The organism is Lentzea sp. DG1S-22, from assembly GCF_036321065.1.
Lineage (GTDB): Bacteria > Actinomycetota > Actinomycetes > Mycobacteriales > Pseudonocardiaceae > Lentzea > Lentzea jiangxiensis.
Map to the genome: position 1 here is coordinate 676,746 of NZ_CP143276.1, position 11,885 is coordinate 688,630.

11 protein-coding genes are annotated in these 11,885 nt (G+C 71.7%); 7 read left to right on the forward strand and 4 right to left on the reverse strand.

Annotated features, from left to right (window positions below; genetic code table 11):
- Positions 1-100: 100 nt before the first annotated feature.
- The 7 genes from V1227_RS03105 (at position 101) to V1227_RS03135 (ending at position 5,778) form a co-directional block, all read left to right on the forward strand.
- Positions 101-232: a hypothetical protein gene (locus tag V1227_RS03105; protein WP_281199325.1), complete on the forward strand. Its 132-nt coding sequence runs from the start codon at positions 101-103 to the stop codon at positions 230-232.
- Positions 232-1,320 carry a YeiH family protein gene (locus V1227_RS03110; protein ID WP_329790937.1) on the forward strand — a complete coding sequence of 363 codons (1,089 nt, stop codon included), beginning with the start codon at positions 232-234 and terminating at the stop codon, positions 1,318-1,320. Before V1227_RS03105 ends, V1227_RS03110 begins: the two co-directional genes overlap by 1 nt.
- Positions 1,321-1,484: 164 nt before the next feature.
- Positions 1,485-1,883 (forward strand): TOBE domain-containing protein, encoded by a 399-nt coding sequence (locus V1227_RS03115; RefSeq protein WP_090096368.1) that lies wholly within the window; start codon positions 1,485-1,487, stop codon positions 1,881-1,883.
- A 4-nt stretch (positions 1,884-1,887) separates the two neighbouring features.
- Positions 1,888-2,655 carry a molybdate ABC transporter substrate-binding protein gene (gene modA / locus V1227_RS03120; RefSeq protein WP_329790938.1) on the forward strand — a complete coding sequence of 256 codons (768 nt, stop codon included), beginning with the start codon at positions 1,888-1,890 and terminating at the stop codon, positions 2,653-2,655.
- Entirely contained in the window at positions 2,652-3,452 is an 801-nt protein-coding gene (gene modB / locus V1227_RS03125; protein WP_329790939.1) for a molybdate ABC transporter permease subunit, read from the forward strand. Before modA ends, modB begins: the two co-directional genes overlap by 4 nt.
- Positions 3,449-4,495: an ABC transporter ATP-binding protein gene (locus tag V1227_RS03130; protein WP_329790940.1), complete on the forward strand. Its 1,047-nt coding sequence runs from the start codon at positions 3,449-3,451 to the stop codon at positions 4,493-4,495. The genes modB and V1227_RS03130 overlap by 4 nt, the downstream gene beginning before the upstream one ends.
- Positions 4,496-4,569: 74 nt before the next feature.
- Complete coding sequence (locus tag V1227_RS03135) at positions 4,570-5,778, forward strand: PP2C family protein-serine/threonine phosphatase (RefSeq protein WP_329790941.1); 1,209 nt, start codon at positions 4,570-4,572, stop codon at positions 5,776-5,778.
- Position 5,779: 1 nt separating this feature from the next.
- Here the strand turns inward: V1227_RS03135 and V1227_RS03140 are convergent, their stop codons facing one another.
- The 4 genes from V1227_RS03140 to V1227_RS03155 form a co-directional block, all read right to left on the reverse strand.
- Positions 5,780-6,604, reverse strand: a complete 825-nt coding sequence (locus V1227_RS03140; protein ID WP_329790942.1) for a lipoyl protein ligase domain-containing protein — start codon at positions 6,602-6,604, stop codon at positions 5,780-5,782.
- A gap of 37 nt (positions 6,605-6,641) precedes the next feature.
- Positions 6,642-7,202 (reverse strand): DUF305 domain-containing protein, encoded by a 561-nt coding sequence (locus tag V1227_RS03145; RefSeq protein ID WP_329790943.1) that lies wholly within the window; start codon positions 7,200-7,202, stop codon positions 6,642-6,644.
- Positions 7,178-8,227: a DUF1996 domain-containing protein gene (locus tag V1227_RS03150; protein ID WP_329790944.1), complete on the reverse strand. Its 1,050-nt coding sequence runs from the start codon at positions 8,225-8,227 to the stop codon at positions 7,178-7,180. The genes V1227_RS03145 and V1227_RS03150 overlap by 25 nt, the downstream gene beginning before the upstream one ends.
- Positions 8,228-8,292: 65 nt before the next feature.
- The gene (locus V1227_RS03155; protein ID WP_329790945.1) at positions 8,293-10,110 is read right to left on the reverse strand and encodes a sigma-70 family RNA polymerase sigma factor; all 1,818 of its coding nucleotides are present in this window, start codon (positions 10,108-10,110) and stop codon (positions 8,293-8,295) included.
- Positions 10,111-11,885: the final 1,775 nt, after the last annotated feature.

Consider the following 11,885-nt stretch of genomic DNA (forward strand, 5'->3'; position numbering starts at 1 on the left):
GTGCGGATCGCTGTGCGCCGTTCCACATCGCGGGAGCCCTTGCCGCAGCTGCCCCGCTGCTCTGACCATTGCCGCCACCACGAGTGGACGGAGGGGCGGCGTGAGCGCGGAAGAGGGTGTCGGCCGCGAGCGCAGGCTCGCGGTGAACGAGGACTGGGCGGCGACGATCGCCGGACTGGTGCTGCTGGTCCTGGTGCTGGCGCGAGTCGTGCCCGGCTGGCTGGTGCCGTGATGGCGGAAGTCGAGACGGGGCAACGTCCTCGGCTGCTCCGGGCGGTCGGCGGCGCGGCCGTCGTCGTGGTGCTGGCGGCGCTGACCCGCTACTTGGAGCAGAACGTCCCGGTGTTCACCAAGGGCACGTGGCTCGGCGGCATCGCGAAGAGCGTCGAGTACCCGGTCTACGCGATCCTGCTCGGACTGCTGGGCAACGCGGTGCTGACCGGCCTGGGGGTGCGGGACAGGCTCGCCGCGGGGTTCCGCACGGAGTTCTTCATCAAGACCGGCCTGGTGCTGCTCGGCGCGTCGATCAACTTCGCGGTGGTCGTCAAGGCGGCCGGGCCCGCGATCGCCCAGGCGTTCCTGCTCATCGCGCTGGTCTTCGGCTTCACGTGGTGGCTCGGCGGCGAGCTCGGCCTCGACTCGAAGCTGCGGGCGCTGCTGTCGTCGGCCGTGTCGATCTGCGGCGTGAGCGCGGCCATCGCGGCGGCGGGCGCGGTGCAGGCCAAGCGCGAACAGCTCGCGTACACGGCGAGCCTGGTCATCATCTTCGCGCTGCCGTCGATCTTCGTCCTGCCGTTGCTGGTCGACGCCCTCGGGCTGTCCCCGGCGGTCGCGGGCGCCTGGATCGGCGGCAACATCGACACCACCGCGGCGGTGAGCGCCGCCGGCGCGCTGGTCGGTGAGGAGGCGTTGCAGATCGCCACGATCGTCAAGACGACGCAGAACGCGTTGCTCGGCATCGTCGCGGTGGCGCTGACCGCCTACTTCGCGCTGAAGGTCGAGCGGACCGGTGACGCGAAGGTGAGCGGCCGGGCGCTGTGGGAGCGCTTCCCCAAGTTCGTGCTCGGGTTCCTCGCGGCGTCGGTCATCGCCACGGTGTTCCTGGAGTCCGGCGGTGACAGGTCGGTGATCACCACCGTCAACGACCTGCGCACGCTGTTCCTGATCCTGGCGTTCGTGTCGATCGGCCTGGAGTTCCGGGTGGCGCCGCTGCGCGAGGCCGGGTGGAAGCCGATCGGCGTGTTCGCCGGCGCGACCGCGTTCAACCTGGCGGTGGGTCTCGGCCTGGCCGGCGTGCTGTTCGCGGGGTTCGGCGGGTAGAGGTGCGCGGGTTGAGCGGTGCTGCCGGTGCGATGCCGGCGGCACCGCTCTTCGTCGTGGCCGCCGTTGTGGTGGGCAGCTCGTCCGCGGCCACGGCGAAGCCGAACTCGCCCCGACCACGATCCGGGCCTTGCATCCGCAAAAGCGGAGCCTAGGATGTTCTCATGCCGAATCTGCGGATAAGTGAGGCCGCCGGGCTGCTCGGCGTCAGCGACGACACCGTGCGGCGGTGGATCGACAACGGGCGCCTGACGTCCACGACGCTCGAGAACGGCCGCAAGGCCATCGACGGCAAGGAGCTCGCGGCGTTCGCGCAGCGGCTGACGGAGTCGTCCGAACCCGGCGTCACCGTCGCCGCCTCGGCCCGCAACCGGATGCGGGGGATCGTCACCCGCGTCGTCAAGGACGGCGTGATGGCGCAGGTCGAGATGCAGGCCGGGCCGTTCCGCGTCGTGTCGCTGATGAGCCGCGAGGCCGCCGACGAGCTGGGGCTCGAGGCGGGCAGCGTCGCCGTCGCGTCCATCAAGTCCACCAACGTCGTCGTGGAAATCCCGGAGGCCTGAGCCCATGCGCGCAAGCGTGCTCGCCACCGCCGGTGCGGTGCTGGTCCTGGCCGGGTGCGGCCCGGCTGCGCCGTCCACATCGGACAGCGGGGAGGTGGGCGGCGGCATCACCGTCTTCGCCGCGGCGTCGCTGACGGAAACGTTCACCCGGCTGGGCGCGGACTTCGAGGCCGCGAACCCCGGCACGGAGGTCAGGTTCAACTTCGCCGCCAGCTCGGCGCTCGCCCAGCAGCTCGGCCAGGGCGCGCCCGCGGACGTGTTCGCCTCGGCGGCGCCCGCGAACATGAAGCAGGTCACCGACACCGGGGCCATCACGGACACGCCCACGACGTTCGCGAGGAACAAGCTCGCGATCGCGGTGCCGAAGGGCAACCCCGGCAAGATCGCCGGGCTCGCCGACTTCGCCGTGGCGGACAGGAAGATCGCCCTGTGCGCCGAGCAGGTGCCGTGTGGCGCGGCGTCCAGGAAGGTGTTCGACGCCGCCAAGGTGACGCCCGCGCCGGACACGCTGGAGCAGGACGTGAAGGCCGTGCTCACCAAGGTCACGCTCGGGGAGGTCGACGGAGCGCTGGTCTACCGGACCGACGTCAGGGCTGCGGGTGAGAAGGTCGAGGGCATCGACTTCGCCGAGGCGGACCAGGCCGTCAACGACTACCCGATCGCACCGGTCGCCCAGGCCCGCAACGCGGCCACCGCCAAGGCCTTCGTCGCGTTCGTGCTGTCCGAACGGGGCCGTTCGGTGCTCGGCCAGGCCGGTTTCGTCCTCCCGTGACGCGTCATCGAGCCAGGGGGCGGCTTCCGGTCGTCCTCGCCCTCCCCGCCTTCATCGGCCTGGCGTTCCTGCTGGTGCCGCTGGCCGGGCTGCTGATCAGGGCGCCGTGGGGCAGCATGTCCGGCCGGCTCTTCAGCGCCGAGGTCGGCCAGGCGCTGAGGCTGTCGCTGATCTGCGCCTCGCTGGCCACGGTGCTGTGCCTGCTGCTCGGCATCCCGCTCGCCTGGTTGCTGGCGAGGTCCGGACTGCCGGGCCGCGGGTTCCTCCGTGCGCTGGTGACGGTTCCGCTCGTGCTGCCACCCGTGGTCGGCGGTGTGGCGTTGCTGCTCGTGCTGGGCCGTCGCGGCCTGGTCGGGCAGCACCTCGACGCGTGGTTCGGGATCTCGCTGCCGTTCACCACGGCCGGGGTCGTCGTGGCCGAGGCCTTCGTGGCCATGCCGTTCCTGGTGATCTCGGTCGAGGGAGCGCTGCGGGCCGCGGATCCCCGGTTCGAGGAGGCCGCGGCCACTCTCGGAGCGTCCCGCTGGCTCACCTTCCGGCGCGTGACGCTGCCGTCCGTGCTTCCCGGTGTGGTGGCCGGTGGCGTGCTGTGCTGGGCACGCGCGCTCGGCGAGTTCGGCGCGACGATCACGTTCGCGGGCAACTTCCCCGGCGAGACGACGACCATGCCGCTCGCGGTGTACCTCGCCCTCGAAACGGATCCGGACGCCGCGATCGTGCTGAGCATCGTGCTGCTGCTGGTGTCCGTCGGGGTGCTGGCCGGTCTGCGCGACCGGTGGATCAGCGGGCCGACATGACCCTGCGCGCCGAACTCCGCGTCACGCGCGGGAACTTCACCCTCGACCTCGACGTGACCATCGCGCCGGGGGAGGTCGTCGCCCTGCTCGGCCCGAACGGCGCCGGCAAGTCCACCGCGCTGCGGGCGCTGGCGGGACTGCTGCCGCTGACGTCGGGGCGCATCACGGCCGGGGAGTCCACCTGGGACTCCCCGGAGACGTTCGTCCCGCCGGAAAAGCGCCCGATCGGCGTGGTGTTCCAGGACTACCTGCTCTTCGCGCACATGTCCGCGTTGGAGAACGTGGCTTTCGGCCTCCGGGCGCGCGGCACCCGGCGCGCCGAGGCGAGGGCGGAGGCCGCGCGCTGGCTCGACCGCGTGGGGCTGGCAGCCCACGCCCGGGCCAGACCCCGTTCCCTGTCGGGAGGTCAGGCCCAGCGCGTCGCCCTCGCCCGGGCGCTCGCCACGCGCCCGAGCCTGCTGCTGCTCGACGAACCGCTCGCCGCGCTCGACGCGAGCACCCGCCTGCAGGTGCGGTCGGAACTGGGCCGGCACCTCGCGGACTTCGGCGGCCACACCCTGCTGGTGACGCACGACCCGCTCGACGCCATGGTCCTCGCGGACCGGCTGGTGATCCTCGAGGACGGACGCGCCGTCCAGGAGGGCCCGCCCGCCGAGGTGGCCAGGCAGCCGCGCACCGACTACGCCGCGAACCTCGTCGGCCTGAACTTCTACCGCGGCACGGCCTCCGGCACCGCGGTGGACCTGGACGGCGGCGGCAGCCTCACCATCCCGGCGCCGGTCGACGGACCGGTGCACGTGGTGTTCCCGCCGACCGCGGTCAGCCTGCACCCGCGGCGGCCGACCGGCAGCCCGCGCAACGCCTGGCCCGTCACCGTCGCCGCGATCGAGCAGCACGCCCACACCACCCGCGTGCGGCTCGACGGCGCCCCGGCGGTGCTCGCCGACATCACCACGGCGACGCTCGCCGATCTGCGGCTGCGTCCCGGTGACGAGCTGTGGGCCGCGGTGAAAGCCACCGAGACGCACACCTACCCGGTCTGACGACTCGGGGTCGTACGAGGCGTCCGTCCACCTCGGGCAGTACTGTCGTGGGCACAGGGTGACGGAGAGGTGGCATGGTCGAGTCCGGAAGTGCGCCGCTACGCCTGCGCGTCCTCGACGCGGTGACGGACAGCGCGCTCAAGGAGTTCGACCTCGACAAGCTCCTGGAAGTGCTGCTGGAGCGGACCCGCGAACTGCTCGCGGTGGACACCGCCACCGTCCTGCTGGTGGACCGCGGCGGCGCGCAGCTAGTCGCGAGGGCGACCACCGGGCTCGAGGAAGAAGTCTTCCAGGGCACGCGCGTGGCCGTCGGCAAGGGCTTCGCCGGCCGCGTCGCCCAGCTCCGGGAACCGGTGCAGATCGAACACGTCGACCCCTCCACCGTGGTCAACCCGCTGCTGTGGGAGCACGGCCTGCGCGCGCTGCTCGGCGTGCCGATGATCGCCGAGGGCGAGCTGACCGGGGTCCTGCACGTCGGCAGCACCACCTCGCGCCGGTTCACCGACGAGGAGGTCGACGCGCTGCAGCTCGTCGCCGACCGCCTGGCCGTGGCCGTCTACGTGGACCGCACGCGGTCCGAACGGGCCGCCGCCACGCTGTTGCAGGAGAGCCTGCTGCCCGCGAGCCTGCCGGCCCCCGAGGGCTGGGACCTGGCGGCGCGGTACGTGGCCGGCGCGGAGAGCGGTGTCGGCGGTGACTGGTACGACGTGTTCGAACTGCCCGGCGACCGCATCGGCGTGGTCATCGGCGACGTCGTCGGCAACGGCCTGCGGGCCGCCGTCGTGATGGGACGGCTGCGCAGCGCCTTGCGCGCCTACGCCCTGGAGTATCTGGACCCCGCGCAGGTGTTGAGCAAGCTCGACCGCAAGGCGAGCCACTTCGAGCACAACACGATGGCCACCGTCGCCTACGCGATCATCGACACGGCCACCCACCGCATGACGCTCGCCGTCGCCGGGCACCTGCCGCCGGTCATCGCCGTGCCGGGTGAGGAGACCCGGTTCGCGTCGACCCACGTCGGCCCGCCCGTCGGGTTCGACCTCGGCACCTCCGGCCGCCGCAGCACCGGCATCGACGTCCCGCCGGACACCCTCGTCGTCCTCTACACCGACGGGTTGGTGGAGCGCCGCGGGCAGGACCTCGACTCCGGCATGGAGCACCTGCGGCAGGCGGTGAGCGCGATGGAGCCGGAGGCCGCGTGCATCCAGGTGATGGCCGCGATGGTGGGCGACCAGCCGGCGACCGACGACATCGCGCTGGTGGCGATCCGGCGCTGCGGGTGACCTACGGGTGGTGCGAGCGCGGCACCGGGTTCGCACGGGTCCAGTCGTCGACGTGGAACGGCCTCTGCGCGCCCGGCAGGGCCTTCGCCGCGTGTGCGGCCACCTCGGCCGGCAGCGGTCCGCCGGTCAGGGAGAGCCGGGAGCGGTAGTCCGCCGCGAACGCCGCGGCGACCTCCTCGGCGGTGAGCGCCGGCACGTAGTCGGCCAGCCCCGCGATGGAGCTGCGCCGCAGGTCGTAGCCGAGCGCCTCGGAGACGTCCGTGATCACCGCCCGCACCCGGTCGGACACCACGACCTGGACGACGGTGCTGAACAGCGAACCGGTGGCGGTGACGCGCTGGGCCGAGCCGACGACCTTCGCGGTGCCGCCGACGTTGATGCTGTGCTCACCGGGGCAGTACTCGCCGTCCACCTCGCCGATGCGGGCGTCGACGTCGCCCAGCTCGCGGAGCACCCGCACGTGGCTCCCGGCGTTCGCCGCGAAGGTCGCGCTGCCCGCGTGCCGGATGCCGGTCGTGCGGTCGAGGTGGTCGACCACGACGGCGCCGCTGTCGTAGGCGACCATGCGCCCGCCCGGTGACCGGACGACCGTCTCGAAGCCCGCCGCCCTGGCGACCTCGGTGGCGTCGGCGATACCGGGGGAGCGCAGGTCGCGGCCGCTGAACGCGACGGTCGGGCCGTCCGGCACGTAGACGTGGACGAGCTCGGACCACGCCGCACCGGGGGTGCGCAGCAGCAGCGCCGGGGTCACCAGCTCGGTGACGGCGTGACCGGCGCTCCCGGTCACGAGCAGCCGGGCGTGGTCGGGGTTCTCAGCGTTCGGCACACCGCGATTCTCGGCCACGTCCCGGCCGGGCACCCGGTCAGGGCGCTCCCAGGAGAGCGAGGAACTCCGCTCGCGAACGGTCGACGCGCGCGCCGAGCTCCCGTGCCATTGCGCTGGTGCCGGAGGTGAGCTCGGCACGTGCCACGGTGCGCGCCTCCTCGGCCTGCGTGCGCAGCAACGCTTCCAGGTGCTCGTCGAACTCCTCGGCGTCGGCGGTCCCGACGGCCGCCAGCTCGGCGGCCGTGATCATGCCGGGCATGTCGTGGCCCTCGTGCTGACCGGACTCCTGCCGGCCCGCGCGGGCGAGCAGTTCCCGTGCCCGGGCCAGCTCGGCGCGGTAGTGCTCGCCGACCCGGTCCGCCACCGGGCGCAGCGCCGAACCGGGCCTGGTGGCCGTCAGGGCGAGCGCGGCGAGCGCGGACTCGTTCTGCGGGATCACCAGGTCCACGAACGCCAGATCCGTGGCGCTCAGGTCAGCGGCGACCGGGCTCGCGGGTGCACCGGGTGGTGCGGGCTGCGAAGTCCCGCAGCCCGTCACCACCACCAGCGCCGCCGCGACGACGAGAGCTCGCACTACGGGCGGCCGTTCGGTCCGCACTTGACGATCCGGTTGATGCAGTCGCGCACGCGCTGCGCCATCTCGGCCTGCGGCCAGGCGTTGAAGAAGTCGCCGTGCATCGTGAAGCCGGGGCCGGACGACAGCTTGAACCGCGCCGGGTCGCCGCTGGCCGGGTAGCGCAGCACCTGGCGCAGCTTCGGCACGGGCACCGGGTGCGTGGCCGGGCAGTCGCCGGCGACGGGGTAGGACATGTGGCTCTTGTGGTCGGGCGAGTCGAGGTCCTTGCCGTTCCAGCACTGCGGGAAGTCCAGGTAGGACTCGATCATCGTGCCGGCCGGGCAGTTCACGAAGTCCTTGGAGGCGCCGACGTGGCCCGCGTGCAGGCACGACCAGCGCGACTGCGTGCTGGCGTCCGGCGCGGTGGCCTTGGCGTTGCCCGCGACGATCCGCAGCCCGTACGGCAGCGGCTGGGTGCGCGCGATCACGTCGTCGCGCACGCCCTCACCGAGGTAGTAGAACGTCGTGCCGGTCGGTTCGACGGGCTGGCCGTCGACCAGCAGCGTCGGCACCCAGTACGACGAGAGGTCGGCCTTCGGGCTGCACGTGCTGGTGGCCTTCTCCAGGCTCGCGATGTCCGAGTGCGCGTTGGTCGAGACGTTGCCGAAGAAGCTGTGCAGGTGCGACGCACCGGGCAGGTTCGGCATGACGATCGGGTCGTCCGGGAGCCGGTGCGTGAACGGGCACTCGGCGACGAACTCGGCGACGCGCACGGCGTTCGGGGGGATCGGTTCCTGCGGCGGCAGGGGAGCGGCGGCCTTGGTGGTCGCCGGAGCTGCCGCAGGAACCGAGGTGCCGGGCCGTGCGGGCGCGGACGTCGCCGGAGCGGCCGTCTGGTGCTGCGAGGTGGTGGTGGTCGTGGTAGTCGTCGAGACGGCGCTCGGCCGCGGCTTGGGCGGCGAGAAGAACATCGCGTTCGCGGTGACCGCGGACGCCACGACACCCGCCACGGCGAGGGCGGCGATCAGCACGCGTCGCCGCAGCCGGGAGGTGGGGGCGGGGGACATGGAGAAGTCCTTTCGGGCAGGGTGAACTGACACGGGGGTGGTGCGGGAGCGGCGAGCGGAGGGACTCAGCCCGCGTCGCGGTAGGCCTGACCGGCCTGGTTCGGGGTGCCACCGGGGGCGTAGAGGCCGGTGCCCGGCTTGTCGGCGGGCAGCGCGAACCACGCGTACCGCTCGACGTAGGGGAGGCCTTCCATCATGGCGCTGGAGCCGCGGGCGAACGCCGCGAGCTGCGCCTGGGTCGGGTAGCGCGGTGAGCCGCCGGAGAAGTCGATGAGCGCGTACTCGGTGAGCCACACCGGCTTGCCGTACCGCTTGTGCACCGCTTCGAGGTAGTTCTTCAGGTGGCCGACGGCGGCGTCGCTGAAGTCCGAGCCGTACCAGTGCACCGCGATGAAGTCGACGCGCAGGCCGCGCTGGGCGGCACCGGCCATGAACCGGTCGAGCCAGCCACCCGCCTTGTCACCGCTGTGCGCGACGGCGGGGCTGCCGAGCCGCAGCCCGGTCGCCGCCAGCTTGGGCCACAGGTCGAGCGCCTGCTCCGGCGTCATGTTCGCCTGCTCGGGGAAGTCCGGCTCGTTGAACCCGAGCAGCACCTTGCCGTTGGCCTTCGCGCGGGCGATCGTGGCGTCGTCGGTGAACTTGGCGCCCCAGATCATCGGCACGAACTCGACGTTCTTCGGCGCGGTGACGCCGTCCGGGTGCACGGCCCAGTTGTAGTACCAGCCGGCCCGAACGTCGCCGAGCGCCTTGCCGACGCCGTCGAAGTTCCAGGTGCTGACGCCCTTCTTCACCGACGCCGCGACGGCGGTCGGGGGAGCGGCGGGCACCGGCGGGGCGGTGGTCGTGGTCGTCGTCATGGTCGCGGGTGCGGACGAGGTGGTCGTCGTCGTGGTGGTCGTGGGAGCGACCGACGTGCTGGTGACGGTGACCTGCGCGACCGGTTCCTCACGAGAGGGCAGCACGGCGACCACGATCCCCGCGGCCACCACCGCGGCCGCCGCGGCCGCGATGGGCTTGACGAGCGCGCCCTTGAACAGCAGCCCGATCTTGCTCGTCGTGACCGGGTCCGCGGGAACGGCCGAGATGGAGGTCTGGGTGCCGGCGAGCGCCGCCGGGTCGAACGCCGGCGCGGCGGGCAGCGGCACCAGCGGCAGCCGGGCGATCAGCCCCTCGACCGACGCGAGGTCGTACCCGCAGCGCTCACACCGGCGGCAGCTGCGGCTGTGCCGGGCGATCCGCTTGCGCCACAACGCACTCGGGTCACCGTCCCAGTCGGCCAGCACCTCGGCCAGCTCGGGACAGCGCGGCGTGCTCTCCAGCGTCCGCACGACGATGCGCGCCGCGTCCAGCTGCGCCTTGACCCGCTGCACGCGCACGGCCGTGTGCTGCGGCGTGAGCTCCAGCGCCTCGGCGACCTCCGCGCGGGTGAGCCGCCCGGCAGCCTCCAGCCACCAGAGGCTGAGCAGCTCGCGTTCGTCCGCGCTGAGCCACCGCGTGGCCGCGACCACCTCGCGCCGCTGCCCGGACAGCTGCAGGCGCATGATCGTGAGGTCGACGAAGTCCGCACCGGGGTCCGCCACATCCTCCGGCACCGGGCCGGTGACCGGCACGCGCTGCTGTTCGCGGTGGCGCAACCGGATCTGGTTCATGGCGATCACGACCAGCCACGACCGGAACCCCGCCGGGTCCCGCAACCCGGTCAACCCGTGCACCGCCCGCAACATCGTCTCCTGGACGACGTCGTCGGTGTCGGCGTGCCCGCCGAGCGCGTGGCCCACGATGTTGTAGACGAGGGGCAGGTACCCGCTCACCAGGTCGTCGAGCGCGCGCTGGTCACCGTCGCGCGCGGCCACCACCGTCGCGACGCCGGGTTCCTCGGCCACCGCCATGCCCACCTCACTTGCCGGTCCAAAAGTCCTCTGACCAGGAGATGTCCTCGGGACGCGGCAATAACGAAAAATTCTCGACGAGTTGGATCCGGTTGGGGACGGGGCTCGTCGGGCAGGGGAAGTAGAGCACGGTGGGGGTGGCGGGCCGTGTGAGGCCGGGCGAGCCGAGGGCTGGGTGGGCCGGGGTCGGCGAGGCCGGTGGGCGCGGGGGTTCCGAGGCGGGGTGCCGGCGAGGGTCGGGTGGGCCGGGATTGGCGAGATCGGGTGCATCCGGACGTCCCGGGGTGAGTCGGAACCGGCGGGGTCAGGCGGAGCAGAGGTGCCGCGTGCGCCCCGCCGGTCCGATTCGGTGGGGCCGGCGGCCGCGGCGCGCTGAGCCAAGTCGGGCAGCGCCGAGCGGTGCGGCCCCACCCCCGCGCGCCACCGCGCCCTGCGCCGTCAGCACCGGCATTGTTCTCCCTCGAGGCCGCGGCCATCCCCGGTCTCAGGTCACTGGCACGCGGGTTCGCGATGCTGTAGATGGCCGACTCACCCCCTTTGCTCCGATCGGCGGCATTCGTCGCCGGTGTGGAAGGACATCGGGAACACTTATGGCAAAAAGAGGTGTGGACGACGTGAAGCGAATTCCGCGATCCCCCTGCAGTGGAAAGTGAAAGTGCACGTGGAATTCGTGAATGTACGTACCTTTCCCCGGTGTCGCTGTCGATGCGGTTCGACGGCGGAGAACGGCGGTGGAGATCGAGCGGCAGGACCGGTGCATGACACCTCGGAAGGCTGTCTGGATTTGGCCGGATGAGAGGTTTCGTCCGATCCGACGTCGTTGCGTCGACCGCAACGCGACAGTGAGGCGCGAAGTGTCTCACTTGGGTCGCCGCGAGGCTTCGCTGGTCGCGGGTGTGTCCGGCCAGGTTCGAGGGCCGAGCGCGGGTGAAGATCAGCGATCTATCGGTGCTGAATCGATCTGCTGAGCTGATGTGGTGCAGTGACCAGCGCGGAGTCCTGTGAGCGGGTGGCTGTTTTGCGCAATTCCAGGTCGGGGGGCGCAGTGTCGTTTGGGTCCGCGTCGAACGTCGGTACTCGGGGCTTGTGATGTGGAACCTCATCTGCCACGCGGCCTGGATGCGGGCAGAACGGTGATTTTCCCGAAGTATTCAAATGCGGTTTATCGTACGTTCGCGTGCGGAGCGCGCCATCGGAGATGCTGATCACAGCGGGTGGGTGTGCGGATGCGCGAGGTGACTGGTGCTTGTGCGCGTCGATAGGTCGGCGAGGGACTTGTTGAATTGCGCAGCATCGGAAATTCGACTGTTCGGCGGATCCGTCCCGGTCGCGTCAGTGGCTAATCTGCGGTTGTCACCGATGTGACACGGGGGTTTTCTTTGGGGTGGACGCTTCCGGTTGATCGAGGATTCACGTGCGTGCCACGTGAATCTGTGAGTCGGCGGATGACGCAGGGGGCATGTTTGTCGAACGAGCGATTCTCCACACCGCGCGAACAGGCTGGTTACCTGTTCGCGCGGTGAGTCAAATCGCCTGGAACTGGGGGTTCCGGGTCGTCCCGGTCCTGTGATCGGCGTCGTGCGGTAGCGGGGTGCAGGGGCCTCGTGCGCCGCCTCATCGGCGACGGTCCCAAGAGCCTGCACGCGGTGTTCAGCCGTGCCGTTCGCGCTCACCGTGAGTAGCCGCGGCATCGCTGGATCCTGCGCTTATGCGGCGCTCCTTCACTCGCTGTATCTGCGACTCGAGCGGTCGTTCCCTGGTAGCGGAGC

Excerpts from the sequence above, each read along its gene's own strand:
- V1227_RS03130 (WP_329790940.1), top strand. The coding sequence starts at position 3,449 with ATGACCCTGCGCGCCGAACTCCGCGTCACGCGCGGGAACTTCACCCTC.
- V1227_RS03135 (WP_329790941.1), top strand. The coding sequence starts at position 4,570 with ATGGTCGAGTCCGGAAGTGCGCCGCTACGCCTGCGCGTCCTCGACGCG.
- V1227_RS03110 (WP_329790937.1), top strand. The coding sequence starts at position 232 with ATGGCGGAAGTCGAGACGGGGCAACGTCCTCGGCTGCTCCGGGCGGTC.
- V1227_RS03150 (WP_329790944.1), bottom strand. The coding sequence starts at position 8,227 with ATGTCCCCCGCCCCCACCTCCCGGCTGCGGCGACGCGTGCTGATCGCC.
- V1227_RS03115 (WP_090096368.1), top strand. The coding sequence starts at position 1,485 with ATGCCGAATCTGCGGATAAGTGAGGCCGCCGGGCTGCTCGGCGTCAGC.
- modA (WP_329790938.1), top strand. The coding sequence starts at position 1,888 with ATGCGCGCAAGCGTGCTCGCCACCGCCGGTGCGGTGCTGGTCCTGGCC.